Origin of the sequence: Rathayibacter sp. VKM Ac-2835 (genome assembly GCF_013266705.1) — a bacterium.
Taxonomy (GTDB): Bacteria; Actinomycetota; Actinomycetes; order Actinomycetales; family Microbacteriaceae; genus Rathayibacter.
On the sequence record NZ_JABSNQ010000002.1, the window covers coordinates 967,428 to 993,309 of the forward strand.

Sequence of the window (25,882 nt, forward strand, 5' to 3'; positions counted from 1 at the left end):
CGTCAGCAGGGTGGGTCTGCGTGCTCGTCCTCTGACGGTGGTGGATCTCGATACGCCCGACATGCGGGCTACTCGATCAGCATGGGGGCCCCGCGGAGCGGGTGTCCACCGGGGGAGCGGCGAGCGTGGGGGCGGCTGTCAACGCCCCGGGCGGCGGCGGGCGGCGCGTCTAGCGTGGAGGGCATGGCCGAACGACTCCGCTCCAGTGTCAGTCCGTACCTCCGCTCGCACGCCGACAACCCGGTGGACTGGTTCCCGTGGGGGGAGGAGGCGTTCGCCGAGGCGGTGCGCCGGGACGTGCCGGTGCTGGTGTCGATCGGGTACGCGACCTGCCACTGGTGCCATGTGATGGCGCGGGAGTCGTTCTCGGATCCGGTGCTGGCGGCGCGGCTGAACGACGGGTTCGTGGCGGTCAAGGTGGATCGCGAGGAGCATCCGGACGTCGACACCGCGTATCTGACGGCGGCGAGCGCGTTCACGCGGAATCTGGGCTGGCCGCTGACGGTGTTCACGACTCCCGCCGGGGAGACCTTCTATGCGGGGACGTACTTCCCGCCGCGGGCCGTCGGCGGGGTGCCGGCGTTCTCGGACGTGCTCGACGCGGTGTCGGAGGCGTGGCGGCTGCGGCGCGACGAGGTGCAGGCGACGGCGGGGTCGCTGAGCGCGGCGCTGCGGGAGGCGACGGCGGTGGTGCCGACGGGAGACGCGCTCCCGGACGACGCGGCGCTCGCGGCGGCCGTCGGGGCGCTCGCCGAGGAGGAGGACCGGGTGCACGGGGGGTTCGGCGGGGCGCCGAAGTTCCCGGTGGCGCCGGTGCTCGGGTTCCTGGCGTCGCGGGACGACGGCGCGGAGCTGGCCGAGCGGACGCTGCTGACGCTGGCGGGCTCGCCGCTGAGGGATCGCGACGGCGGCTTCTTCCGCTACGCCACCCGCCAGGACTGGAGCGATCCGCACTACGAGCGGATGCTCTACGACAACGCCCAGCTGCTCGACGTCGCGGCGGTGCTGCTCGGGCGCGACGGCGTCGACCGCGAGGCGCTGGCCGGGGTGGCGGAGGGAGTCGCGTCGTTCCTGCTCGCGACGCTGCGGCGGCCGAGCGGCGGCTTCGCCAGCGCGCAGGACTCCGAGAGCGTCATCGACGGTCAGCGCTCGGAGGGCGGCTACTACCTCGCCGAGGACCGCACGGATCTGACCCCGCCCGCGCTCGACGAGAAGGTCGTCACCGGCTGGAACGGGCTGGCGATCGGAGCGCTCGCGCGAGCCGGGCGGGCCCTGGGCCGGGAGGACTGGATCGCTGCCGCGCGCGACGCCGCCGATCTCCTCCTGGAGCGGCACCTCGTCGACGGGCGCGTCAGCGTCCGCGCCTCGCTCGGCGACTCCGTCTCCGCCGCGCGCCCGGCGCTGGAGGATCTCGGCATGCTCGCCGGCGGGCTGCTGCAGCTGGCGCTCGCCGAGGGGGCGCCGCGCTACGCGGTCGTCGCCCGGACGCTGATCGACGGGGCGCTGGATGCGGCCCCGTCCTGGCCGCCGTTCGCGCTGCCGGGCGGCGGGGACCCGGCGCTCACCGCGCGCGGGCTGCTGCTGGCGGCGGATCCGTCCGAGGGCGCCTACCCCTCGGGGCTCTCGGCGGCGGCCGACGCGGCGCACGGGCTGTATCTGCTGACGGGGGAGCGGCGCTACCGGGACGCGGCGGAGGCCGTGGTCGCGGGCATCGGGCCGGGCGCGCTCGGGCAGCCGATGGGGTTCGGCGGCGTGCTCGCCCTGGCGGAGCACCTCGCGCGACCGGTCACGCAGCTGGTCGTCGTGGTTCCCGACGACGGCGCGCGCACGGAGCTGCAGCGCGGCGCACGGGAGACCGGGCTGGGTGTGCTGGCGGTGGTGAGCAATGGCGCGGCGGCCGAGTGGGCCCTCGCGGGCTTCGAGCTGTTCGAGGGCCGGACGTCGCGCGACGGCCTGCCGACGGCCTACTCCTGCGAGGCGTTCGTCTGCGCGCTGCCGACGACCGAGCTGCCGGAGGAGCTGCTCATGCGGCCGTGACGACGAGCGGGGCGTCGGGGTCGGCGGCCCACTCGTTCAGCGAGCCGTCGTAGACGACCGCGGTGTCCACGCCGAGCACGGCCAGCGCGAGCGCGTCGGCCGTCGCGGCGATCCCGCCCGCGCAGTAGAGGACGATCCGCTCGGCCTCGAGGCTCTCGCCGAAGAGCGCCCGCAGCCGCTCCGGCGGGAGGAGCGTGTTGTCCTCGCGGTCGACCAGGCGCGCGGCCGGGACGCTGACCGAGCCGGGGAGGTGGCCGAGGCGCGGACGGCGCCCCTGCTCCCCGGTGAACTCCCTCGGCGGCACGGCGCAGACCAGCGCTCCGGGCTCCTCGCCGCGGACGACGCGCTCGACCCCGGCCTTGTCGATCCAGAGCGGGCGCTCCGGGCGCACGGTGACGCCCCCGGCGGCCCGCGGCTCGACGTGGCCCGTCTCGATCGGGCGCTCCTCGCGGCGCCACGCGGAGAGGCCGCCGTCGAGCACCGCGACCGCGTCGTGCCCGGCGGCGCGCAGGAGCCACCACAGGCGCGACGCCCACTGGCCCACCGCGGAGTCGTAGACGACGACCACCGAGTCGTCGTCGATGCCGAGAGCGGCGGTCGCCGCGGCGAAGCGCTCGGGGTCGAGCCGGGTGAAGGGGAAGGCCGCCTCCGGATCCGAGAGCTGCGCGAGCAGGTCGCCGAACACCGCGCCGGGCACGTGGCCCTCGAGGAGGTACTGCTCGTCGCCGCCGAGATAGCCGGGCCGGCCGTCGAAGCCGGTCACGAGCAGGACGCTCGCGTCGACCACGACGAGGTGCTCGCGGCCGAGCTGGTCGGCCAGCCACTGGGTCGAGACGATCGGCCGGGCGAGGTACGGGGAGCTGCTCACTCGGACAACGCTAGGTCCGACCCCCGACGCTCCGCAGATCGGCGTGTCACGCCGCTTCATCCGGCGTCACACGGCGGTGCTGCTCAGCACTCGATGACGTTGACCGCGAGACCGCCCTCGCTGGTCTCCTTGTACTTCGAGGACATGTCGATGCCCGTCTGCCGCATCGTCTCGATCACGGTGTCCAGCGAGACCCGGTGCGTCCCGTCGCCGTGCAGCGCCAGCCGGGCCGCGCTGACCGCCGTCGACGCCGCGATCGCGTTGCGCTCGATGCACGGGATCTGCACCAGGCCGCCGACCGGGTCGCAGGTCAGCCCGAGGTGGTGCTCCATCGCGATCTCGGCCGCGTTCTCCACCTGCCGTGGCGTCCCGCCGAGCACCGCGCAGAGCGCGCCGGCCGCCATCGCGCACGCCGAGCCGACCTCGCCCTGGCAGCCGGCCTCCGCGCCCGAGATCGAGGCGTTGGTCTTGCAGAGCGAGCCGATCGCCGTCGCGGTGAGCAGGAACCGCCGGATCCCCGCGCGGTCCGCCCCGGGGACGAAGCGGAGGTAGTGGTGAGCGACGGCCGGGATGATCCCCGCCGCTCCGTTCGTCGGCGCGGTGACGACGCGCCCGCCGGCCGCGTTCTCCTCGTTCACCGCGAGGGCGAACGCGTGCAGCCATTCCACCGAGGTCGCCCGCGCGCGGTCCAGCGGGTCGTCCTCGAAGGCCTCGAGCCGGCCGCGCAGGACGGAGGCGCGGCGCTGCACGCCGAGCCCGCCTGGCAGCACGCCCTCGGTCGCCAGGCCGTGCTCGACGCAGGCGGCCATCGCGTCCCAGATCGCGTCGAGCCGCGCGTCGACGTCGAGGCCGGGGTGCAGCGCGCGCTCGTTGGCGGCGGCGATCTCGTCGATGCTCGAGCGCGTGCGGTCGCAGGTCGCGAGCAGGTCGAGCGCGGAGACGAAGGGGTAGGGGTGCGGCGCGAGCGAGGCCAGCTCGGCGCGCTCGCCGGCCCGCCGGATGAAGCCGCCGCCGATCGAGTAGTAGGTCTCCTCCCACTCGGGCAGCGCCGCGTCGCCGAGCCAGACGCTGAAGGTCAGGGCGTTCGGGTGCTCGGGGAGTCGGGTGCGCGGCTCGAAGGCGATGTCGTCGCGGGTCATCGGGAGGCGCACGGCACCCGCGAGCAGGATCGAGCCGTCCTGGTCGAGGCGACTCCAGGCCCCGCGGACCTCCTCCGGATCGCAGGTCTCCGGGTGCAGCCCGGCAAGCCCGGCGACGATGGCATCGGGCGTGCCGTGACCGATGCCGGTCGAGCCGAGCGAGCCGTAGAGGGTGCAGACCACGCGGCTCACCCGGTCGAGCAGCCCCGCGTCGCGCAGCCGCTCGGCGAGCGCGAGGGCCGCCCGCATCGGTCCGACCGTGTGCGAGCTGGAGGGGCCGATCCCCACGCTGAACAGGTCGAAGGCGGAGACGTATGCACTCATCTCCCGAGACTACGCCTCGCGCGCGGAAGGGGGCGGGCGCCCGATCGAGCGCCCGCCCCCTCTGATTCCGAGTACCGGGACCGAGGTCCCGCGTGTCAGAACTCGCAGTGCACGTGGTCCGAGTGGCCCGCGTCGCCGGGGCCGAGCGTCAGCGTCGCGCCCATCTCGGCGCAGGCGCTCTGGATCGCCTGGTGGTCGGCGCCCTCGTAGACCCGGACGCCGTCGATCAGGTCGATGTCGACTGCGTCGCCGGAGTAGTGCGCGGAGCCGGTGGAGTGGTCCTCGCCGGCGATGGAGGTGACCCGCACCGAGTGGCCGTACTGCGTGTTCAGCTTGAGCAGCGCGTCGAGCATGGCCGGGTTCAGCGCGACCGAGGTCACACCCGCGTCGCCCTCGGGGCTCGTCTTCGCGGGCTGGCCGGCGGCCGTGTCGCGGATGTTGGCGAGCGAGGTCGAGGCGGCGTCCGAGCCCAGCTCGTAGAGCTCGATCCCCGGGTTGTCGAGGATCGCCTGCGCGGTCGCGGCGGCGTCGCCCGACGGGGGAGGAGTGGTGCCGCCGCCGGTTCCGGCGATCAGCGCCTTCCAGGTGGCCGGTCCGACGATGCCGTCGGCGGTCAGACCTGCAGTGCCCTGGAAGCTCTGCACCGCGGCGGTGGTCGCCGCGCCGAAGGCGCCGTCGACCGCGACGGACGCGCCGTTCGCGTTCAGCTGCGTCTGCACCGCGCTGACCGCGTCACCGGAGGCGCCGCTCTGGACGGTCACCGTCAGCGCACCCCAGGTGGCCGCGCCGATCACGCCGTCGGCCGCGAGGCCCGCGCCGGACTGGAAGGAGGTGACCGCCGACTGCGTGCCGGCGCCGAACGCGCCGTCGACGGCGAGCGACTGACCCGAGGAGCGCAGCAGGTACTGCGCGGTGGTCACGTCCTCGCCGGTGGCGCCGGAGGAGAGGACGGGCCAGTCGGCCGCCTGGGCGCTGGTCGCCGTGCCGACGCTGACGCCGAGGGCGAGCAGGAGGGCGGTGACGACCGCGAGGGCGCGGGCACCGAGGCTCCGTGGCCGCCGGACGTCCGGGGCCGCAGTGGTCGAGCCGGTCGTCGTGGCAGTGCCGGTCGTGCTGATCTCTGTCGTGCTCATGATCCTCATCCCTCGCTCTCGACGGCCTCGCGCGCCAGCGTCTCCCACTGCGCGTAGGCGTCCGGGTAGGCGGAGACCTGGACGGCCTGCGCCGCCTCGGTCACCGACATCGACTCCCAGCCGGCGATGTCCGTCAGTCCGGTGTTCGTGGTGGGGCTGTTGGCCGCCCCGTAGAACGCCCTCGAGGCGTAGACCGGGTCGACGAGGTCGGCCGCGTCGCCCCAGCCCGCCGACGGGCGCTGCTGGAAGAGGCCGACCGAGTCGCGGTCGCCGCCGGAGAGGTTCCGCAGTCGCGACTCCTGCATCGCCGTCGCGATGGCGACGACCCAGCCGTACTCGGGGACGCCGGCCGTCTTGCCCTCGGCGATGATCGTGCGGACGTTCGCGAGCTGCTCCTCGCTGAGGGTCGCGAACGTCTCGCCCGGCTGGCCGGGGTCGGGCGTGGTGCCCGAGCCGGAGCCGACCAGCGACTGCCAGGTCTGCGGGCCGACGACGCCGTCGACCGTGAGCCCGGCCGCCGACTGGACGCTCTTCACGGCGGCGAGGGTCGCGGCACCGAACGCGCCGTCGACCGTGAGGCTCGCACCGACCTTGTTCAGCTGGACCTGGAGCGCGCTGACGGCCTCGCCGGAGTCCCCGGAGGACACCGTCGTGATCAGGGCGGCCCAGGTCTGCGCGCCGACGATGCCGTCGGCGGAGAGACCGCGCGCGCTCTGGAAGGAGGTCACCGCGGCGGCGGTGGCGGGGCCGAAGACGCCGTCGGCGTCGACGGAGGAGCCCGCGGCGTTCAGCAGGTGCTGCACGGTGCGGGCGTTGGCGCTGTTCTCGCCCTCGGCGACGACGGGCCAGGCGGCGGCCGAGGCGGCTGCGGCACTGACGGGCGCCTCGGCCGCGAAGACCGCGGGTGCCGTGGCGACCGACCCGAAGGCGAGGGCGCCGCAGGCGACCCCCGCGATCAGGAGGCGCCTGGGGCGCTGGGTGACTGGGGTGGGACGGGTGGTTCTCATCGTTTCGTACACCTCTTCGTGGCCGCCGGGCGGCCTGATTCGTTGTCACGATCGGCGGAGTTCGCTTCTCCCTTGCCCGTCCTGCCTACTCCTGTCGTTGTCACGGATCCGGGGACACGGAGGGATCGCCCAGAGACCGCGCACGCGATGCGGAGGAGACTCCGACTCACGGGGGAGGCGCTCAGGCGTGGGCCAGGAGGATCCTGCGCCTGGACCTCGCGACGGGCCGTGCCGCGCGACACGCCCGGGTTGCACGGCCGCACCGGGCGCTGCTAGCTTCGGCGGGCGCGCCACCGGAGTGCGCACACCGACGCCCGGAAGGAGCAGCCCGTGACCGCGTACCGATCGACCCGCGTCGAGCTGCTCGTCGCCGACCGCCCCCGCGCCCTCGCCGGCGCGGTCGAGCTCGAACGCTCGAAGCGCGGTCCCGCGAACCTCCAGCCCGGCGTCGTCCGGCACCCCTAGGCCATCGCCCAGGGCCCCGGACGACATCGTCTCGGGGCCCTCGCGCGTCGGCACTCCTCTGCAGGGGAGGGGCCTCGCGGTCGGCTCGCGGCATCCTGCCGCCCCGAGCGCGTCCCACCCCGATCCCGGCGTCGCCGGGCCTTCACGAGAGGAAGGACCATGCAGAGAATCACGGAGCGGCTCGTCTCCTGGGCGAGCATCCTGGACGACAACGCGCGGCAGCAGGCACTCACCGCCTCGGAGATGCTGTTCATCCATCCGCACCTGGCGCTGATGCCCGACGCCCACCTCGGGCGCGGCGCGACGGTCGGCTCGGTCATTCCGACCCTCGGCGCGCTCATCCCGGCGGCCGTGGGCGTCGACATCGGCTGCGGCATGATCGCCGTGCGCACGCAGTTCTCCCGGAGCGACCTCGCCGGCCGCGACCTGGGCGAGCTGCGGCGGCAGATCGAGCGCGCGGTCCCGCTGTCGGCGGGAGCGGCGAACCGCACGATCGTCGCGACCGCCGAGCCGCGGGTCGCCGAGCTGGAGGCGCTCGCCGCCGCGGCGGGCTTCGACCCGGCGCGCTCCGCGAAGCACTGGCGGCTGCAGGTCGGCTCGCTCGGCAGCGGCAACCACTTCATCGAGGTGAGCGTCGACGAGACCGACGCGGTCTGGCTGTTCCTGCACTCCGGCTCCCGGGGCGTGGGCAACCGGATCGCTACCGAGCACATCCGGATCGCCCGCGAGTACTGCGAGCAGCACTGGATCGCCCTGCCGGACCCGGATCTCGCCTACCTGGTCGAGGGGACGGAGCAGTTCGACCGCTACGTCGCCGAGCTGCGCTGGGCGCAGCGGTTCGCCCTGCTCAACCGCGAGGAGATGATGGACCGGGTGATCAGGCAGCTCTCCGAGTGGATCGGCGGCGGCGTCCAGGAGCGGGAGCGGATCAACTGCCACCACAACTTCACCGAGAAGGAGCGCCACTTCGGCCGCGACGTCTGGGTGAGCCGGAAGGGTGCGATCCAGGCCGACGCCGGACGGCCGGGCCTCATTCCCGGCTCGATGGGGACGGCCTCGTACGTGGTGGTCGGGCGCGGCGACGCGATGTCGCTGAACTCGTCACCGCACGGTGCGGGGCGCGAGTACTCGCGGTCGGCGGCGCGGAAGGCCTTCACGCACGAGCAGCTGCGCGAGGCGATGACCGGCATCGAGTACCGCGACACCGACGCCTTCCTCGACGAGATCCCGGCGGCCTACAAGCCGATCGACCGGGTGATGGCCGACGCGGCCGATCTCGTGGAGATCCGGCACACCCTCCGCCAGCTCGTCAACGTGAAGGGCGACTGACCCCGCACCCCTGCCCCCCCCTCCGCGAGATGCCACTTGTGCACGCGACACGCCGAGGAAAGCGTGCACAAGTGGCATCTCGCGGGAGGAGGAGGGGCGTCAGCGGAGGGTTTTGCGGGAGGTGATCTGGCCGGTGTCGAAGCCGAGGAGGTGCAGGCCGCCGTGGAAGCGCGCGTGCTCGACCTTGATGCAGCGGTCCATCACGACGGTGAGGCCCTTCGACTCGCCGTACTCCGCGGCCTCCTGGTTCCAGATGCCGAGCTGCACCCAGACGGTCGGCGCGCCGATGGCGACGACGTCGTCGATGACCGAGGGGATGTCGCTCGCCTTGCGGAACACGTCGACGATGTCCGGCACGACGGGCAGATCGGCGAGGCTCTTGTAGACGGGCTGCCCGAGGATCTCCTTCGCGTTGGGGTTCACGAAGAACAGCTCGTAGTCGCTCGACTGCTGGAGGTAGGTCGAGACGAAGTAGGACGAGCGCGCCGCGTTCGGCGAGGCGCCGACGATCGCGACGGTCTTCGCGCGGCGGAGGATCTCGAGCCGCTTCTTCGCGTCCGGTCCGACCCAGGTGCGCTGCGACTTCAGCAGCTTCGCCAGGGGCGAGTTCGTCGGCACGGAGCAGCTCAGCCCGTTGGACAGGTGCGCGACGACGGTGTCGTCGGCCTCGGCGGCAGCGGGCGCGAGGGCGGTGTCGCTCATGGTCAGACCTCCACGGTCGGGGAGTCGATGGTCACCGAGACGTCGTCCGGCAGCTCGGTCGGTGCGTCCGGCGTGCCGTGCTCCTCGACCGCGCGGGTGAGCGCCTGGTCGAGGTCGTAGATGATGTCGTCCGCGTCCTCGATGCCGACCGAGAGCCGGACGAGGCCCGGCAGCACCCCGGCGTGCAGCAGCTGCTGCTCGGTGAGCTGCGCGTGCGTCGTCGAGGCGGGGTGGATCACCAGGGTCTTCGCGTCGCCGATGTTCGCGAGGTGGCTGGCGAGGTCGACCGACTCGATGAAGGTCTGGCCGACGGCGCGGCCGCCCTTGACCACGAAGCTGAACACCGAGCCGGGGCCCTTCGGCAGGTACTTCTGCGCACGCTCGTGGTGCGGGTGCGCGGGCAGGCCCGCCCAGTAGACCGCCTCGATGCGCGGGTCGGCGTCGAGCCACTCCGCGACGCGGCGGGCGTTGTCGACGTGCGCCTGGATCCGGTAGGGCAGCGTCTCGACGCCCTGCGCGAGCAGGAACGCGGAGTGCGGGGCGAGGACCGGGCCGATGTCGCGCAGCTGCTCGGCGCGCAGGCGGGTGAGGAAGCCGTACTCGCCGAAGTTGCCGTCCCAGGAGAGACCGCCGTAGGAGGCGACCGCGTCGTGCAGCAGCGGGAACTTCTCCGCCGAGTAGTGGAAGCGGCCCGACTCGACGACGACGCCGCCGAGGGTGGTGCCGTGCCCGCCGAGGAACTTGGTGGCCGAGTGGATGACGATGTCGGCGCCCCACTCGATCGGGCGGACCAGGTACGGCGTGGCGACGGTGGAGTCGATGATCAGCGGGATGCCGGCGGCGTGCGCGACGGCGGCGAGGCCCTCGATGTCGGCGATCTCGCCGGAGGGGTTCGCGATCGTCTCGGCGTAGAGCACCTTGGTCTTGTCGGTGATCGCCGCGGCGTAATCCGCCGGATCGCTCGACTGCACGAATGTCGTCTCGACGCCGAAGCGCCGCAGCGTCACGTCGAGCTGGGTGATCGAGCCGCCGTAGAGGTTGGCGGAGGAGACGACGTGGTCGCCCGCGCCGACCAGCGCCGCGAAGGTGATGAACTGCGCCGACAGGCCGGAGGCGGTCGCGACGGCGCCGAGGCCGCCCTCGAGGCTCGCGACCCGCTCCTCGAACGAGGCGACGGTGGGGTTGGAGAGCCGGGAGTAGATGTTCCCGTACTTCTGCAGCGCGAAGCGCGCCGCCGCATCGGAGGTGTCGTCGAAGACGAACGCGCTCGTCTGATAGATGGGCAGCGCTCGCGCGCCCGTCACCGGGTCGGGGATGTTGCCGGCGTGGATTGCCCGCGTCTTGAAGCCGTACTCGCGATCTGCCATGCGATCGACGCTAGCGGGCGCCGCCGACACCGCGGCGCGGAGGCGTCGCATCCCGTAACAGTCCCAGGCTCGGAGTGCTCGTCCGGGCCGAGCGTCACAGCGTCGCGTGCACCGCCGCCAGCGCCATCGCCGCGATCGCGAACCACGACGCGAGCGCGACGACAAGCGCCCGCCAGCCGGTCGTCAGCAGCGCGCGCAGCCGCACGCCGCTGCCGAGCGCGAACAGCGCGGCGGCCAGCAGCCAGGTCTGCGCCGTGTCCGCCGCGACCAGCACGCCCTCCGGCAGCGGCAGGAGCGTCCGCACCAGCACCGCCGCGAGGAACCCGACCACGAACAGCGGCACGATCGCCGGCCGCGGACCGCCCTCGGCGCCGGCGCGCCGGGTCACCGCGGCGGCCACCGCGACCATCGGCGCGAGCATCACCACGCGGGTCAGCTTCACGACCACCGCGATCGCGAGCGCCGACGCCCCCGCGACCTGCGCGGTCGCCACCACCTGGCCGACGTCGTGCACCGACGCGCCCACCCAGTGCCCGAACTCGACGTCGGAGAGCCCGAGCGGATACCGCAGCGCCGGCAGCACCGCGATCGCGAGCGTCCCGCAGAGGGTGACCAGCGCGACCGGCACCGCCTGCTCCTGCTCCTTCGCCCGGGTCGCTCCGGCCATCGCGCCGATCGCCGAGGCCCCGCAGATCGAGAAGCCCGCGGCCAGCAGCAGCGGCTCGCGCCCCGGCAGCCGCAGCGCCCGCCCGAGGCCGTAGGTCAGACCGAAGGTCGCGAGCACGATCGCGACGACGATCAGGATCGCGCCCCAGCCGAGCGCGGCGATGTCGACGAGCGAGAGCTTGAGCCCGAGCAGCACGATGCCCGTGCGCATCAGCGTGCGCGAGGAGAACTTGAGCCCCGGTGCCAGCCGGCCGCTGAGCAGCGGGCGGGAGGCCGGCAGCTGCGCGACCAGGATCCCGAGCGCCACCGCCGCCGTCAGCATCGGCACGGCGGGCACGGCCAGGTGCACCGCGAACGCCAGCACCGCCGCGGCCGCGCAGACCGCGAGCCCGGGACCGATCCGGGCGATCAGACCCACGAGGGCAGCCACATGTGCGCCTGCCAGAACGAGAAGGACGTCTGCTGCCCCGTCCAGAGCGGGTAGAAGTAGGCCGTCAGCGCGGCGGCGAGCACCACGAAGATCAGCACGATCACGATGCCCCGCGTGCGCCGGCCGCGCTCGTCACCGCGGTTGCCGATGACCACCCCCGCCGTCAGGGCGAGCGCCAGCATCATGTAGGGCTCGAAGACCACGCAGTAGAACTGGAAGACGGTGCGGTCGAGGTAGAGCATCCAGGGCAGGTAGCCCGCGACGATCCCCATCAGCACGAAGCCGGCGCGCCACTCCCGGTAGCGCGCGAGCCGGTAGAGCAGATAGACCAGCGCGAGCACGCCGGCGTACCAGATCAGCGGATTCGCGACCGAGGTGATCGCCTCGTCGCAGCGCACCGCCGCGCAGCCGTCGACTCCGGTGGCCTGGTCGACGAAGTACATGCTCGTCGGCCGCAGCATCAGCAGCCAGGTCAGCGGATTCGCCTCGTAGGGGTGCGTGGCGCGCAGGTTGATCGAGTAGTCGTACATCTGCACGTGGTAGTGCCACAGGCTCTGCGCCCAGTCCGGCACCCAGGCGAGCGCGCCGGTCCAGGCGTTGCCCGGCGCCTCCGTCGCCCACTGCCGCGCCCAGCCGCCGGAGGTGCGCAGCCAGCCGAGCCAGGTGCCGACGTAGGCGATCAGCGCGATCGGCACGACCAGGAGGAAGGTGACGGGCCCCTGCTTGAGGATCGCCCCGCTCGCCCAGAAGGGGACGCCCGCGCGCCGGCGCAGCAGGGCGTCGACGACCACGGCGTAGACGCCGTACGCGGCGAGGAAGTAGATCCCGGTCCACTTCACGCCGGCCGCGAGACCGAAGATCAGGCCGGCGGTGAGCAGCCAGGGCCGCCACCACAGCACCGGTCCCCAGCTCGGCAGGTCGCCCGCGGCGACCTTCGCGGCCATCCGCTCCTCGGCCCAGCGCCGGTCGAGGAGGATCGCGGCGACACCGCAGAGGGCCACGAACATCAGGACGCCGTCGAGCAGCGACACCCGCGACATCACGATCGCGTGCCCGTCGATCGCGAGCAGAAGACCGGCGAGCGAGGCGAGGAAGGTGGAGCGGAAGAGCAGCTTCCCGATGACGATCACGAGGGCGACCGCGAGGATCCCGACGATCGCGGTGGCGAGGCGCCAGCCGACGCTGTCGTCCGCGCCGAGCAGCCCCATCCCGAGCCCGATGATCCACTTGCCCAGCGGCGGGTGCACCACGAAGGACGGCGCCCCGGTGAAGACGTCGACGGCCCCGGTGGCGAAGCCGGCATCGGGGTTCTCGGGCCAGGCGCCCTCGAAGCCGAGGTTCCAGAGGGTCCAGGCGTCCTTGACGTAGAAGGTCTCGTCGAAGACGAGCGAGCGCGGGTGGCCGAGGTTCCAGAGCCGGAGTACGGCGGCGACCAGGACGACGAGGATCGGCAGCCCCAGCTCCCAGAGCCGGCGGCGCACGGTGGTCGCGACGAGGCGGTCGTGCACGTCGTCGAACCAGGAGCCGCGGGGCACGTCCGGAGCGCTCCCGCGCACGTGCGCCGGCGCGGCGCTCCCGTCCGTGCTCCCGTCCGCGGGCCCGACCGGCACGGACCGCGAGGCCCCCGCGGAGTCGAGGAGCAGGTCGTCGAAGTCGCGCTGCGGTCGGTCCGTCACCCGGCCATGCTAACGGCGCGCGCTTCCGCCGCAGGGCCGCGTTCCGGTGCGGATGGGCGGCGACTGGGAGGATGGACGGATGATCATCCTGGCCGGCACGCCCATCGGCAATCTCGGCGACGCGACGCGGAGGCTCGTCGAGGCGCTCGAGAGCGCCCGGCACATCGCGGCGGAGGACACCCGGGTCACCATCCAGCTGCTCCGGGCCCTCGGGATCGAGAACCGGCCGCAGCTCTACGCGCTGCACGACCACAACGAGCGCGAGCGCTCCGCCGAGCTGGTCGAGCTCGCCCGCGAGGAGGACCTCCTCGTCCTCAGCGACGCCGGCATGCCCACGGTGTCGGACCCGGGCTACCACCTCGTCGAGACGGCCGTCGCCGCCGGCGTCCGGGTGACCGCCCTCCCCGGCCCCTCCGCCGTGCTGATGGCGCTCGCCGTCTCGGGCCTGCCGACCGACCGCTTCAGCTTCGAGGGCTTCCTGCCGCGCAAGCACGGCGAGCGGGTCACGCTGTTCCGCTCCCTCGTCGACGAGCGCCGGACGATGGTCTTCTTCGAGTCGCCGCACCGCATCGGCGACTCCCTCGCCGATCTGGTCGAGGCGATGGGCCCCGAGCGCCGGGTCGTGGTCTGCCGCGAGCTGACCAAGATGTTCGAGGAGGTGCGCCGGGGCACCGCCGCCGAGCTCGCCGAGTGGGCCGCCGACGGCCTCCGCGGCGAGATCTGCCTGGTGGTCGAGGGCGCGCCCGAGCGGGAGGCCTCCCTGGAGGACGGACTCGCCGACGTCCTCGAGCGGGTCGCGGCCGGCGCGCGGCTGAAGGAGGCCTCGGCCGAGGTCGCGGAGATCACCGGACTCTCCAAGCGCGCGCTCTACGAGGCGGCCCTCGCCTCGCGTCGCGGCTGAGCCGGCCCGGGTCGCGTCCGGCACCGCTCCGTCACACAGCGGGAGGCCCCGGCGCCGAACCATAGGATGGTCGCCATGTCCGACGGCGCCTCCTTCTATCTCACGACCCCGATCTTCTACGTGAACGACGTCCCCCACATCGGGCACGCGTACACCGAGGTCGCCGCCGACGTCCTCACCCGCTGGCACCGCCAGGCGGGCGACGACACCTGGCTGCTGACCGGGACCGACGAGCACGGCCAGAAGATCCTCCGCACCGCCACCGCGAACGGCACGACCCCGCAGGAGTGGGCGGACCGGCTCGTGCAGAACGCGTGGCAGCCGCTGCTGTCGACGATCGACATCGCCAACGACGACTTCATCCGCACGACGGAGCCGCGCCACGAGCTCAACGTGCAGAAGTTCCTGCAGAAGCTCTACGACCAGGGCGCGATCTACACCGGCGAGTACGAGGGCTACTACTGCGTGGGCTGCGAGGAGTACAAGCAGCTCTCCGACCTCGACGAGGGCACCGGCGAGTACGAGGGCCAGTACGTCTGCAAGATCCACTCCAAGCCGGTCGAGCTGCTCAAGGAGAAGAACTACTTCTTCACGATGAGCGAGTACACCGAGCGGCTGCTCGCGCTCTACGAGGAGCGCCCCGACTTCGTGCAGCCCGAGTCGGCACGCAACGAGGTGGTCAGCTTCGTCCGCCAGGGCCTCGCCGACCTCTCGATCTCGCGCTCGAGCTTCGACTGGGGCGTGAAGGTGCCGTGGGACGACTCTCACGTCGTCTACGTCTGGTTCGACGCGCTGCTCAACTACATCACCGCCGTCGGCTACGGCCAGGACGAGGCGGAGTTCGAGCGCCGCTGGCCGGCGACCCACATCGTCGGCAAGGACATCCTCCGCTTCCACGCGGTGATCTGGCCCGCGATGCTGATGGCCGCCGGGCTCGACGTGCCGAAGCAGGTCTTCGGCCACGGCTGGCTGCTCGTCGGCGGCGAGAAGATGTCGAAGTCGAAGCTCACCGGCATCGCGCCGGAGCAGATCACCGACACCTTCGGCTCGGACGCGTTCCGCTACTACTTCATGCGCGCCATCACCTTCGGGCAGGACGGCTCCTTCTCCTGGGAGGACCTCGCGGCGCGGTACCAGGCCGAGCTCGCCAACGGCTTCGGCAACCTCGCCTCGCGGGTGATCGCGATGCTGCACCGCTACTACGACGGCGTCGTGCCCGAGCCCTCGGCGCCGACCGAGGCGGAGGAGCGCGTGCAGGCGACCGTCGCGGAGGCGGCGGCCGCGGCCGACCGCTCGATCGGGACCCTCGCCATCCACGACGCGATCACCGCCGTCTGGACGATCGTCGACGAGCTGAACGGCTACATCACCGAGCAGGAGCCCTGGGCGCTCGCCAAGAGGGACGAGCGCGAGCGCCTCGGCACCGTGCTCTACACGGCGTCGGAGGGGCTGCGCGCCCTGGCCGTGCTGCTCTCGCCGGTCGTGCCCCGCGCGACCACCGCGCTCTGGGAGGCGCTCGGCGTGCAGGACGCGCTCGGCGCCCTCACGGCCCAGCCGCTCCGCGCGGCGGGGGAGTGGGGACAGCTGCCGGTCGGCACCACGGTCGGCACCCTCGCGCCGCTCTTCCCCCGCATCGAGGTCCCGGAGTCCTGAGCCGGGATCGCGATGCGCCGCCTGCGGCGGCTGCTCGACCAGCATGCTGTGCTGCGGCTGCCTCGCCTGCTGGAGGAGCCCGCAGCCCGCTCCGCGGACGCGCTCATGCTGATCGAGCAACCCGCTGCGCGGGCGTATCGAGATCCACCGTCCGCCGGCGCGGGTTCTCCGGATCCACCCTCCGGGGCCCCGCCGCCCCGCCCCGGTAGCCTGGACGCATGACCGACAGCCAGCACGTCCGCGCCCGCGAGAACACGTCCGGCCGCGACCTGACGTACCCGCCGCTGCCCGAGGCGCTCGTCGTCCCCGTCTACGACAACCACACGCACCTCGAGATCAGCGACGGCCTCGAGCCCCTGGACTATCGGGAGCAGCTCGACCGCGCCTCCACGGTCGGCGTCCGCGGCGTCGTGCAGGTCGGCACCGACGTCGAGACCAGCCGCTGGTCGGCCGAGCGCGCCGCCTCCGAGCCGCGCATGCTCGCCGCCGTCGCGATCCACCCCAACGAGGCGCCCGCCCTCGAGGAGCGCGGCGAGCTCGACGACGCTCTCGCCGTGATCGCCGAGCTGGCGACCCAGCCGCGCGTGCGCGCCGTCGGCGAGACCGGTCTCGACTTCTTCCGCACCGGCGAGAGCGGCCGCGCCGCCCAGTTCCGCTCGTTCGAGGAGCACATCCGCATCGCGAAGGAGACCGGGATCGCGCTGCAGATCCACGACCGCGACGCGCACCGCGAGGTCATGGAGACCCTCCGCCGGGTCGGCGCCCCCGAGCGCACCGTCTTCCACTGCTTCTCCGGCGACGCCGAGATGGCGCGGATGTGCGCGGACGAGGGCTGGTACCTCTCCTTCGCCGGCACCGTCTCGTTCAAGAACGCGGCGTCGCTGCGCGAGGCCCTGGTCGCCACACCGCGGCACCTGATCCTCGTCGAGACCGACGCGCCCTACCTCACTCCGGAGCCGTTCCGCGGCCGCCCGAACGCGCCCTACCTGATCCCGCACACCCTCCGCTCGATGGCCGCGACGCTCGAGACCGACGTCGGCCACCTGGCCGCCACGATCGCCTCGAACACCGAGCAGGTCTACGGCGAGTGGGGCGGCGAGGTCGGCTCGGAGCCGTCGGAGCCGGTCGGGCAGCTGGCATGACCGGCCGGCACGCCGCGGAGGCGGGGCCCGACGAGGACGCCGTCCCGAAGCTGCTCGGACCCGCCGAGATCCGCGATCTCGCCCAGCTGCTCGACGTCACTCCGACGAAGAAGCTCGGCCAGAACTTCGTGCACGACGCCAACACCGTCCGCCGCATCGTCAAGCTCGCCCGCGTGGAGCGGGGCGAGAGCGTCGTCGAGATCGGCCCGGGCCTCGGCTCGCTCACCCTCGGCCTGCTCGAGGCGGGTGCCGGAGTCGTCGCCGTCGAGATCGACGGCCGGCTCGCGGAGCAGCTGCCCCGCACCGTCCAGCTGATGGCGCCCGCCGCCGAGCTCACGGTGATCCGCGCCGACGCGATGAAGGTGCTCGAGTTGCCGGGCGAGCCCGTGCGGCTCGTCGCGAACCTCCCGTACAACATCTCGGTGCCGGTGCTGCTGCACTTCCTCGAGCACTTCCCGAGCATCCGCTCCGGCGTGGTGATGGTGCAGTCCGAGGTCGGGCTCCGCCTCGCGGCCGGCCCGGGCTCCAAGGTCTACGGCGGCCCGAGCGTGAAGGCGTCCTGGTTCGGCTCCTTCACGACCGGCGGCACCGTCTCCCGGCAGATCTTCTGGCCCGTCCCCAACGTCGACAGCGTGTTGGTCTCGTTCGAGCGCGGCGAGGAGCCGGGCGACGAGACCCTGCGCCGGGCGGTCTTCGCGGTGGTCGACGCGGCCTTCGCGCAGCGGCGGAAGATGCTCCGCCAGTCGCTCGCCGCGCTCTTCGGCGACAGCACCGCCGCGATCGCCGCGCTCGAGTCGGCCGGAGTGCCGCAGACGGCCCGCGGCGAGGAGCTCGACGTCGCGGCGTTCACCGCCCTCGGTCGGGCTCTCGACCCGGCACGTGTGCCGGTCCGTGGCGGCGCGGTGCCCGCCGCAGCGAGCGAGGACGGCGACGTCGACGGCGACGCGGAGGACGCCGACGAGAGCGCTCCCGCCGCGGACGAGCGCGGCTCCGCCACCCTGTAGCGTGGTCGCATGGCCCATCGCGCGACGACGTCGAACCGGGTCCACGCGCGAGCGCCAGGCAAGATCAACGTCTACCTGAAGGTCGGCGCCGTCCGCGAGGACGGCTACCACGAGCTCGCCACCGCCTTCCAGTCGCTGTCCCTCTACGAGGACGTCCGCGCGAGCGATGCGCCCGACTTCTCGGTCGAGTTCTCCGGCTCGATCGACACCCGCGGCCTCGCCGTCGACGGGTCGAACCTCGCGATCAAGGCGGCGCGGGCGCTCGCCCGGGCGACCGGCTACCGCGGCGGCGTGCACCTCGAGATCGAGAAGAACGTGCCGATCGCCGGCGGGATGGGCGGCGGCTCGGCCGACGCCGCCGCGACCCTGCTGGCCTGCGACGCCCTGTGGGGCACCGCCTGCACCCGCGAGCAGCTGCTCGGGATCGCCGCCGGACTCGGCGCCGACGTCCCGTTCTCCTTCACCGGCGGCACCGCGATCGGCGTCGGCCGCGGCGACGAGCTGAGCCCCGCGCTCGCCAAGGGCCGCTTCGAGTGGGTGCTCGTGCTCTCGGAGCAGGGCCTGTCGACCCCCGAGGTCTACCGCGAGCTCGACCGGCACCGCGAGCGGCACCTGCACGACTTCCGGCCGATCTCCGCGACGCCGAGCATCGACCCCAACGTCCTCCAGGCCCTGCGCGCGGGGGACGCCGCCATGCTGGCCGACGCCATGCACAACGATCTGCAGGCGCCGGCGCTGCACCTGCAGCCCGGGCTCGCGCGCATCCTCGAGCGCGGCGAGGAGAGCGGCGCCCTCGGCGGCCTCGTCTCCGGCTCCGGCCCGACGGTCGCGTTCCTTCTGCCCGACGCCGACGCGGCGCTCGACCTGCAGCTCGAGCTGACGGCCGCCCGGATGCGTGCGGTCCGCGTCTCCGGCCCGGTCCACGGCGCCCGCCTCCTCTCCACCTGACCACGCGCGTCGCGCAGCCGTCACACCGTGCAGGTCGAGCAGTCGCCACACCATGCTGGTCGAGTAGCCGCGCAGCGGCGTATCGAGACCCGCCCTGCTGGACACGGTGGATCTCGATACGCCCTCTGCGAGGGCTGCTCGATCAGCATGAGGGCGAGCACGCGCCGTCCGCAGAGAACGCTCGATCTCGTGGCCTAGAGTGCCGCTCATGGCCCCCAGACGAGTAGCACTGTTCGCGATCCTCACCGGACTCGTCTCGGCCGCCGTCACCCTCGCGACCGCCGAGCTCGTCGCCGTCTTCACAGGCGCCGGCGGCAGTCCGCTGGTCGCGGTCGGCGGCTTCGTGATCGACATCGTCCCGCCGGGCGTCAAGGACACGGTCATCGCCCTGTTCGGCACCGGCGACAAGCTCGTCCTCCTCGTCTCGCTCGGCCTCGCGGTCGCCCTGCTCGCGATCGCCGCCGGGCTGCTGGAGTACCGCAAGACCCCGCTCGGCGTCCTGCTCCTCGCCGCCGTCGCCGGACTCGGCGCGCTCGCGGCCGTCAGCCGGGAGGGCGCCTCCGGCATCGACGCCGCGCCGAGCGTCGTCGGCATGGTCGCCGGCGCGATGGTGCTGCGCGCCGCCTCCGCCCGCCTGCGCGCCTGGGACGAGGAGCCCGCCCAGGGCTCGACCGACCGCCGCTCCTTCCTCCGCCTGGTCGGCATCGCCGGCGCCGCCGCCGTCGTCGCGGGCGTGGGCGCGCGGGTCGTCACGGCCGCCGCCTCCGCCGTCACCGCGGTCCGCGAGGCCGTCGTGCTGCCGACCCCCGCCGCCACCGCCGCGCCGATCCCCGCGACCGGCGTCCTCGACGACATCGAGGGCATCAGCCCCTACGTCACCTCGAACGACGACTTCTACCGGATCGACACCGCGCTCTCCGTGCCGAGCGTCGACCCGGCGGACTGGTCGCTGACGATCACCGGCATGGTCGAGGAGGAGATCACCCTCACCTGGGACGAGCTGCTCGCCCTCCCGCTCGAGGAGCACCTCGTCACCCTCTCCTGCGTCTCGAACGAGGTCGGCGGCGACCTGATCGGCACCGCGCTCTGGCTCGGCTACCCGATCCGCGAGCTGCTCGCCCGTGCCCGCCCGACCGCCGGCGCCGACATGGTGCTCTCCCGCAGCATCGACGGGTTCACCGCCTCCAGCCCGCTCGAGGTGCTGACCGACGAGGGTCGCGCCAGCCTCCTGGCGGTCGGCATGAACGGCCAGCCGCTCCCGGTCGAGCACGGCTTCCCGGTGCGGATGGTCGTCCCGGGCCTCTACGGCTACGTCTCGGCGACCAAGTGGGTCACCGAGCTCAAGGTCACCACGTTCGAGGACGACGTCGCCTACTGGTCGACCCGCGGCTGGACCGAGCGCGGCCCGATCAAGGTCGAGTCGCGCATCGACGTCCCGCGCCAGGGCCAGGCCGTCCCGTCCGGCACGGTCGCGGTCGCGGGCGTCGCCTGGGCGCCGCACACCGGCATCTCGAAGGTCGAGGTGCAGATCGACGGCGGCGCCTGGCAGGAGGCGCGCCTCGCCGAGGCCGTCACCGCCGACACCTGGATCCAGTGGGTCTACGAGTGGGACGCGATCGCGGGCGACCACGTCGTCCTGGTCCGTGCCACCGACTCCGAGGGCCTGGTGCAGACCCAGGACGAGGCGCCGCCCGCTCCCGACGGCGCGACCGGCTGGCACATGCGCACCGTGACGGTCGCCTGAGCGCACCGCGTCCGCCCGTGGGGATCCGCGGAGGCGGCCCCCGGTAAACTCGGCCCCTATGGCACATCTCCTGGGCGCTGAGTCGCTCCGCCTCGAGTACCCCACGCGGGTCATCTTCGACGACGTCTCCCTCGGCATCGAGGAGGGCGATCGGATCGGCATCGTCGGCCGGAACGGCGACGGCAAGTCCACCCTCCTCCGCCTGCTCGCGCAGCGCATCGAGCCCGACGGCGGCCGGGTGACCCACCGCCGCGGCGTGACGCTCGGCATGCTCGACCAGGCCGACACCGTGGACGAGGAGCTCACCGTCGCCCAGGCCGTCGTCGGCGGCCTCGAGGAGCACGAGTGGGCCGGAGACGCGCGCACCCGCGACGTCATCGCCGGGCTGCTGCGCGACGTCCCCTGGGACGGCGTCGTCGGCGCGCTCTCGGGCGGCCAGCGCCGCCGCGTCGCCCTGGCCAAGCTGCTCGTCGGCGACTGGGACGTCGTCTTCCTCGACGAGCCCACCAACCACCTGGACGTCGAGGGCATCGCCTGGCTCGCCGAGCACCTCAAGCGCCGCTGGGCCGCCACCTCGGGCGGCCTCGCGGTCGTCACCCACGACCGGTGGTTCCTCGACGAGATCTGCACCGCCACCTGGGAGGTGCACGACCGCCTGGTCGAGCCCTTCGAGGGCGGCTACGCGGCCTACATCCTGCAGCGCGTCGAGCGCGACCGGATGGCCTCGACCATGGAGTCGAAGCGGCAGAACCTGATGAAGAAGGAGCTGGCCTGGCTGCGCCGCGGCGCTCCGGCCCGCACGGCCAAGCCCAAGTTCCGCATCGACGCGGCGAACCAGCTGATCGAGAACGAGCCGCCCGTGCGCGACTCCGTCTCGCTGTCGCAGCTCGCCGTCTCGCGGCTCGGCAAGGACGTCGTCGACCTGCTCGACGTCACCGTCCGCTACGGCGAGCGGACCGTGCTCAACCGGATCGAGTGGCGGATCGCGCCGGGCGAGCGGACCGGCGTCCTCGGCGTGAACGGCGCCGGCAAGTCGACGCTGCTCGGCCTCGTGGCCGGCAGCGTGCAGCCCACCAGCGGCAAGGTCAAGCGCGGCACGACCGTCCGCGTCGCGATCCTCGACCAGCAGCTGCGCGAGCTGACCGAGGTGCAGCACCAGCCGGTCCGCGAGATCATCGCCGAGCAGCGCACCAGCTACTCGATCGGCGGCAAGGAGATGACGCCGGGGCAGCTGCTCGAGCGCCTCGGCTTCTCCAGCGCGCAGCTGTCGACGCCGGTGAAGGACCTCTCCGGTGGTCAGCGCCGTCGGCTGCAGCTGCTGCTGATCCTGCTGAGCGAGCCGAACGTGCTGATCCTCGACGAGCCCACCAACGACCTCGACACCGACATGCTCGCCGCGATCGAGGACCTGCTCGACTCCTGGCCCGGCACGCTGCTCGTCGTCTCGCACGACCGCTACCTGCTCGAGCGGGTCACCGATCAGCAGTACGCCGTGATGGACGGCGCGTTCCGCCACCTGCCCGGGGGAGTGGAGCAGTACCTCGACCTGCGCCGCGCGCTGGAGAAGGGCGCGCCCGCTGGCGGCTCGACGGGTGGGTCCGCTCCGGCTCCGTCCGGCCTCGGCGGCGCCGAGCGGCGCACCGCCGAGAAGGAGGTGTCGGCGATCGACCGGCGCCTGCACAAGCTGACGCAGCTCTCCGCCGCGGTGCACGAGAAGATGGCGACCCACGACCCGGACGACTACGACGGCATCCTGGGCCTGAACGCGAAGCTGCGCGAGCACCAGGACGAGGCGGCCGGGCTCGAGCTGCGCTGGCTGGAGCTGTCGGAGCTGCTCGAGGGCTGAGTGCGGCGCAGAACATCAGCTGAGAGGCGGTCTCATCGGCGATCAGCGAGGAGGGACGGTCTCAGCTGATGCTCCGCAGCCGGAGCGCGGCGGACGTCAGCCGAAGTCGAGCGAGAGCTTGCGGAGCAGCTGCGCCAGCCGCTCCTGCTGTGCGTGCGTGAGGGCTCCGAGCAGCTCCTGCTCGGCGTCGACGAGCCGGGTGATCGCCGCGTCCACCCGCGACAGACCCGACGGCGTCATCTGCACCAGCACGCCGCGGCCGTCGTTCGGATCGTCCAGCCGTTCGACGAGGTCGCGCTCGACCAGCCGGTCGATCCGATTGGTCATCGTTCCGCTGGTGACCATGGTCGCCTGGAGCAGCTGCTTCGGGCTCATCCGGTAGGGGGAGCCGGCGCGGCGGAGCGCGGAGAGGACGTCGAACTCCCAGGTCTCCAGCTCCGAGCGGCCGAACGCGCTGCCGCGTGCCCGCTCCAGCTGCTTGGCGAGCCGGCGCATCCGCGAGAAGACCTGCAGGGGGGTGAAGTCGAGGTCGGGCCGCTCGCGCACCCAGGCGTCGACGATGCCGTCCACCTCGTCATTCGCGCTCACCCGTCCATTGTGGCGGGTGCGCGGCCCGGGAGTCGCCGGGAGCCTCCCGGCCGAGGGCGCCACGGCGACGGCGAGGGCGGGCGGATGGCAGGATGGACGGCGCGCGCGAGCGCGGTCCGCCATGGTGTAACGGCAGCACGGCAGCCTTTGGAGCTGTCCGGTCCAGGTTCGAATCCTGGTGGCGGAGCTCGAGCACCGAGCACCGGTGCCGGACGGAGGAGCACGCGCACCATGGTCGACAGCACGCTCGCGGTGGTGATCCTGGCCGCCGGTCAGGGCACCCGGATGAAGTCCCGCACCCCCAAGGTCCTGCACCGCCTCGCCGGGCGCCCGCTGCTGGGGCACGTCCTCGACACGGCCGCCTCGCTCGACGCGGGCCACGTCGTCACGGTCGTGCGGCACGAGCGCGAGCGGGTCGCGGCCGCGGTCCTCGACCACTCGCCGGCGGCCCTCGTCGTCGATCAGGACGAGGTGCCCGGCACCGGCCGCGCCGTCGAGCTCGGCCTCGCCGCGCTGCCGGACGACTTCGACGGGACCGTCGTGGTGCTCAGCGCCGACGTCCCGCTGCTCGACGCCCCGACCCTGCGCCGCCTGGTCGACGAGCACCTCGCGGCGGCGAACGCCCTGACGATGCTCTCCTGCGTCCTCGAGGACCCGACCGGTTTCGGCCGCATCGTCCGCGGCGCCGACGGCGGCTTCGCCTCGATCGTCGAGCAGAAGGACGCGAGCGACGCCGAGCTCGCGCTCACCGAGACCAACGCCGGCGTCTACGCCTTCGACGCGGCCGCCCTGCGCGCGGTGATCGGTGCGATCGGCGTCGAGAACGCGCAGCGCGAGAAGTACCTCACCGATGCCGCCGCCGCGCTCAAGGCCGCCGGCCGCGCGATCGAGGCCGTCCCGGTGCAGGACCGCTGGCTCGTCGCGGGCATCAACGACCGCGCCCAGCTGGCGGACGCGGCGCTCGAGCTGAACGCCCGGATCGTCCGCCGCTGGCAGCTCGAGGGCGTCACGATCCAGGACCCGGCGACGACCTGGATCGACGTCGACGCGGTGCTCTCGCCCGACGTCGAGATCCTCCCCGGCACGCAGATCAAGGGGCCGACGGTCATCGCCTCCGGAGCGATCATCGGACCGGACACGACGCTCGACTCCTGCGAGGTGGGCGAGGACGCGGTGATCAAGCGCTCGGACGCGACACTGGCCGTCATCGGCGCGCAGGCGCAGGTCGGCCCGTTCTCGTTCCTGCGTCCGGGCACCGTGCTCGGCGAGCGCGGCAAGATCGGCACCTACGTCGAGACCAAGAACGCGACGATCGGCGCCGGCTCGAAGGTGCCGCACCTCTCCTACGTCGGCGACGCGACGATCGGCGAGGAGTCGAACATCGGCGCCGGCTCGATCTTCGCCAACTACGACGGGGTGAACAAGGCGTCCTCCGTCGTCGGGTCGCACGTGCGCGCCGGGTCGCACAACGTCTTCGTCGCCCCCGTTAGAATCGGTGACGGAGCGTACACGGGCGCCGGCACGGTCATCCGCAAGGACATCCCCGCCGGAGCCCTCGGCATCACCGTCGCTCCGCAGCGCAACATGGCCGGATGGGTGCAGACCCATCGTCCGGGAACCGCGTCGGCCACCGCCGCCGAGGCCGCCCAGGCGTCGGAGCCCGAGGGCACCGACCGCGCGACCGGAGGAAGCGGAGCACAGTGACGGGCATCACCGCCAGCAACAAGAAGAGCCTGGTCCTGGTCTCGGGGAGGGCGCATCCGGCACTGGCGGAAGCGGTCGCCGACGAGCTGGGCACCGAGCTGGTCACCACCGAGGGGCGCACCTTCGCGAACGGCGAGCTCTACGTCCGCTACGGCGAGTCGGTCCGCGGCGGGGACGTCTTCGTCCTGCAGTCGCACACCTCGCCGATCAACGAGTGGCTCATGGAGCAGCTGATCATGGTCGACGCGCTCAAGCGCGCCTCGGCCAAGCGGATCACCGTGGTCGCGCCGTTCTACCCCTACGCGCGCCAGGACAAGAAGGGCCGCGGCCGCGAGCCGATCTCGGCCCGCCTCGTCGCCGACCTGTTCAAGGCCGCCGGCGCCGACCGCATCATGTCGGTCGACCTGCACGCCGCGCAGATCCAGGGCTTCTTCGACGGCCCCGTCGACCACCTCTTCGCCATGCCGGTGCTGCTCGAGCACTTCCGCGAGAAGCTCGACCCCTCGACCCTCACCGTCGTCTCGCCGGACATGGGCCGCGTCCGCGTCGCCGACATCTGGAGCGACAAGCTCGGCGTGCCGCTCGCGATCATCCACAAGCGCCGCGACCCCAAGGTCGCGAACCAGGTCTCGGTGCACGAGATCGTCGGAGAGGTCAGCGGCCGCGTCTGCCTCCTCGTCGACGACCTGATCGACACCGGCCGCACCATCGCCAAGGCTGCCGAGGCCCTCAAGGCCGCCGGCGCGATCGGCGTCGTCGTCGCCGCGACCCACGCCGTCTTCTCCGACCCGGCCCGCGAGCTGCTCAGCTCCGAGTTCATCGACTCGGTCGTCGTCACCGACACCCTGCCGCTGCCGGAGGAGAAGAAGTGGGACCGCCTGACGATCCTGCCGATCGCCCCGCTGCTGGCCCGCGCGATCCACGAGGTCTTCGACGACGGCTCCGTCACCTCCATGTTCGACGGCGACGCGTAAGCCGCAGCCTGGAGACGTCCGCGCTCCGCGCGGCACATGCTGGTCGAGTAGCCGCGGAGCGGCGTATCGAGACCCGGCGTCGCCCGTGGGGCGGTCTGCAGACCCGCGTCTGAGGCCGGTGGATCTCGATACGCCCGCTGCGCGGGCTACTCGATCAGCAAGGGTGCGCGAAATGTCCGCGCAGCTGCCGCGGTCGGCGGCCTCCGGCTCGCTCCGGGAGGCGGTCGACGCCTTA

At 73.0% G+C, this 25,882-nt stretch carries 21 protein-coding genes and 1 tRNA gene; 13 read left to right on the forward strand and 9 right to left on the reverse strand.

The window, feature by feature from the left end; translation table 11 throughout:
* The first annotated feature begins 183 nt into the window (after positions 1-183).
* Positions 184-2,037: a thioredoxin domain-containing protein gene (locus HRK28_RS12270; RefSeq protein ID WP_173251739.1), complete on the forward strand. Its 1,854-nt coding sequence runs from the start codon at positions 184-186 to the stop codon at positions 2,035-2,037.
* On the opposite strand, the gene HRK28_RS12275 is transcribed toward HRK28_RS12270, so the two are convergent.
* The 4 genes from HRK28_RS12275 to HRK28_RS12290 all read right to left on the reverse strand — a co-directional run bounded on the left by HRK28_RS12275 (position 2,024) and on the right by HRK28_RS12290 (position 6,508).
* On the reverse strand, positions 2,024-2,905 hold the full coding sequence (locus tag HRK28_RS12275; protein ID WP_173251740.1) for a rhodanese-like domain-containing protein: 882 nt from the start codon (positions 2,903-2,905) through the stop codon (positions 2,024-2,026). The genes HRK28_RS12270 and HRK28_RS12275 overlap by 14 nt on opposite strands.
* A gap of 83 nt (positions 2,906-2,988) precedes the next feature.
* Positions 2,989-4,368: an L-serine ammonia-lyase gene (locus HRK28_RS12280; RefSeq protein WP_160090465.1), complete on the reverse strand. Its 1,380-nt coding sequence runs from the start codon at positions 4,366-4,368 to the stop codon at positions 2,989-2,991.
* A gap of 95 nt (positions 4,369-4,463) precedes the next feature.
* Positions 4,464-5,501: a peptidoglycan-binding protein gene (locus HRK28_RS12285; RefSeq protein WP_173251742.1), complete on the reverse strand. Its 1,038-nt coding sequence runs from the start codon at positions 5,499-5,501 to the stop codon at positions 4,464-4,466.
* Positions 5,502-5,506: 5 nt separating this feature from the next.
* A complete protein-coding gene (locus HRK28_RS12290) occupies positions 5,507-6,508 on the reverse strand; it encodes a peptidoglycan-binding protein (protein ID WP_173251743.1) in 1,002 nt (333 codons plus the stop codon).
* 330 nt (positions 6,509-6,838) lie between these two features.
* Between HRK28_RS12290 and HRK28_RS20605 the strand changes: the two genes are divergently transcribed.
* Together HRK28_RS20605 and HRK28_RS12295 are read left to right on the forward strand one after the other, a co-directional pair.
* Positions 6,839-6,973: a hypothetical protein gene (locus HRK28_RS20605; RefSeq protein WP_279630796.1), complete on the forward strand. Its 135-nt coding sequence runs from the start codon at positions 6,839-6,841 to the stop codon at positions 6,971-6,973.
* Between the two features lie 159 nt (positions 6,974-7,132).
* Complete coding sequence (locus tag HRK28_RS12295) at positions 7,133-8,302, forward strand: RtcB family protein (RefSeq protein ID WP_173251745.1); 1,170 nt, start codon at positions 7,133-7,135, stop codon at positions 8,300-8,302.
* A gap of 99 nt (positions 8,303-8,401) precedes the next feature.
* Here the strand turns inward: HRK28_RS12295 and HRK28_RS12300 are convergent, their stop codons facing one another.
* The 4 genes from HRK28_RS12300 to HRK28_RS12315 all read right to left on the reverse strand — a co-directional run bounded on the left by HRK28_RS12300 (position 8,402) and on the right by HRK28_RS12315 (position 13,143).
* Positions 8,402-9,004, reverse strand: a complete 603-nt coding sequence (locus HRK28_RS12300) for a CoA-binding protein (RefSeq protein WP_160090461.1) — start codon at positions 9,002-9,004, stop codon at positions 8,402-8,404.
* Positions 9,005-9,006: 2 nt separating this feature from the next.
* Positions 9,007-10,371: an O-acetylhomoserine aminocarboxypropyltransferase/cysteine synthase family protein gene (locus tag HRK28_RS12305; RefSeq protein ID WP_160090460.1), complete on the reverse strand. Its 1,365-nt coding sequence runs from the start codon at positions 10,369-10,371 to the stop codon at positions 9,007-9,009.
* A 94-nt stretch (positions 10,372-10,465) separates the two neighbouring features.
* Positions 10,466-11,467 (reverse strand): putative sulfate exporter family transporter, encoded by a 1,002-nt coding sequence (locus HRK28_RS12310; RefSeq protein ID WP_173251747.1) that lies wholly within the window; start codon positions 11,465-11,467, stop codon positions 10,466-10,468.
* Entirely contained in the window at positions 11,446-13,143 is a 1,698-nt protein-coding gene (locus HRK28_RS12315; RefSeq protein WP_367948411.1) for a dolichyl-phosphate-mannose--protein mannosyltransferase, read from the reverse strand. Before HRK28_RS12315 ends, HRK28_RS12310 begins: the two co-directional genes overlap by 22 nt.
* Before the next feature lie 79 nt (positions 13,144-13,222).
* Between HRK28_RS12315 and rsmI the strand changes: the two genes are divergently transcribed.
* From rsmI to HRK28_RS12350, 7 genes are all read left to right on the forward strand, one after another.
* A complete protein-coding gene (gene rsmI, locus HRK28_RS12320) occupies positions 13,223-14,044 on the forward strand; it encodes a 16S rRNA (cytidine(1402)-2'-O)-methyltransferase (protein WP_160090458.1) in 822 nt (273 codons plus the stop codon).
* A gap of 75 nt (positions 14,045-14,119) precedes the next feature.
* Positions 14,120-15,697, forward strand: a complete 1,578-nt coding sequence (metG, locus tag HRK28_RS12325; protein ID WP_160090457.1) for a methionine--tRNA ligase — start codon at positions 14,120-14,122, stop codon at positions 15,695-15,697.
* Positions 15,698-15,915: 218 nt separating this feature from the next.
* A complete protein-coding gene (locus HRK28_RS12330) occupies positions 15,916-16,839 on the forward strand; it encodes a TatD family hydrolase (RefSeq protein ID WP_173251748.1) in 924 nt (307 codons plus the stop codon).
* The gene (gene rsmA, locus HRK28_RS12335) at positions 16,836-17,843 is read left to right on the forward strand and encodes a 16S rRNA (adenine(1518)-N(6)/adenine(1519)-N(6))-dimethyltransferase RsmA (protein WP_173251750.1); all 1,008 of its coding nucleotides are present in this window, start codon (positions 16,836-16,838) and stop codon (positions 17,841-17,843) included. Before HRK28_RS12330 ends, rsmA begins: the two co-directional genes overlap by 4 nt.
* A 9-nt stretch (positions 17,844-17,852) precedes the next feature.
* Entirely contained in the window at positions 17,853-18,791 is a 939-nt protein-coding gene (locus tag HRK28_RS12340; RefSeq protein WP_160090454.1) for a 4-(cytidine 5'-diphospho)-2-C-methyl-D-erythritol kinase, read from the forward strand.
* 208 nt (positions 18,792-18,999) lie between these two features.
* Complete coding sequence (locus HRK28_RS12345) at positions 19,000-20,535, forward strand: molybdopterin-dependent oxidoreductase (RefSeq protein WP_173251752.1); 1,536 nt, start codon at positions 19,000-19,002, stop codon at positions 20,533-20,535.
* Positions 20,536-20,593: 58 nt separating this feature from the next.
* Positions 20,594-22,381, forward strand: a complete 1,788-nt coding sequence (locus tag HRK28_RS12350) for an ABC-F family ATP-binding cassette domain-containing protein (RefSeq protein WP_160090452.1) — start codon at positions 20,594-20,596, stop codon at positions 22,379-22,381.
* A gap of 96 nt (positions 22,382-22,477) precedes the next feature.
* Here HRK28_RS12350 and HRK28_RS12355 read toward each other — a convergent pair whose 3' ends face one another.
* The gene (locus HRK28_RS12355) at positions 22,478-22,969 is read right to left on the reverse strand and encodes a MarR family winged helix-turn-helix transcriptional regulator (RefSeq protein WP_244231653.1); all 492 of its coding nucleotides are present in this window, start codon (positions 22,967-22,969) and stop codon (positions 22,478-22,480) included.
* A 115-nt stretch (positions 22,970-23,084) separates the two neighbouring features.
* Between HRK28_RS12355 and HRK28_RS12360 the strand changes: the two genes are divergently transcribed.
* The 3 genes from HRK28_RS12360 to HRK28_RS12370 all read left to right on the forward strand — a co-directional run bounded on the left by HRK28_RS12360 (position 23,085) and on the right by HRK28_RS12370 (position 25,647).
* A tRNA-Gln gene (locus HRK28_RS12360) sits at positions 23,085-23,156 on the forward strand.
* 44 nt (positions 23,157-23,200) lie between these two features.
* Entirely contained in the window at positions 23,201-24,673 is a 1,473-nt protein-coding gene (gene glmU, locus HRK28_RS12365; RefSeq protein WP_160090450.1) for a bifunctional UDP-N-acetylglucosamine diphosphorylase/glucosamine-1-phosphate N-acetyltransferase GlmU, read from the forward strand.
* Complete coding sequence (locus tag HRK28_RS12370) at positions 24,670-25,647, forward strand: ribose-phosphate diphosphokinase (RefSeq protein WP_123447631.1); 978 nt, start codon at positions 24,670-24,672, stop codon at positions 25,645-25,647. The genes glmU and HRK28_RS12370 overlap by 4 nt, the downstream gene beginning before the upstream one ends.
* Positions 25,648-25,882 lie beyond the last annotated feature (235 nt).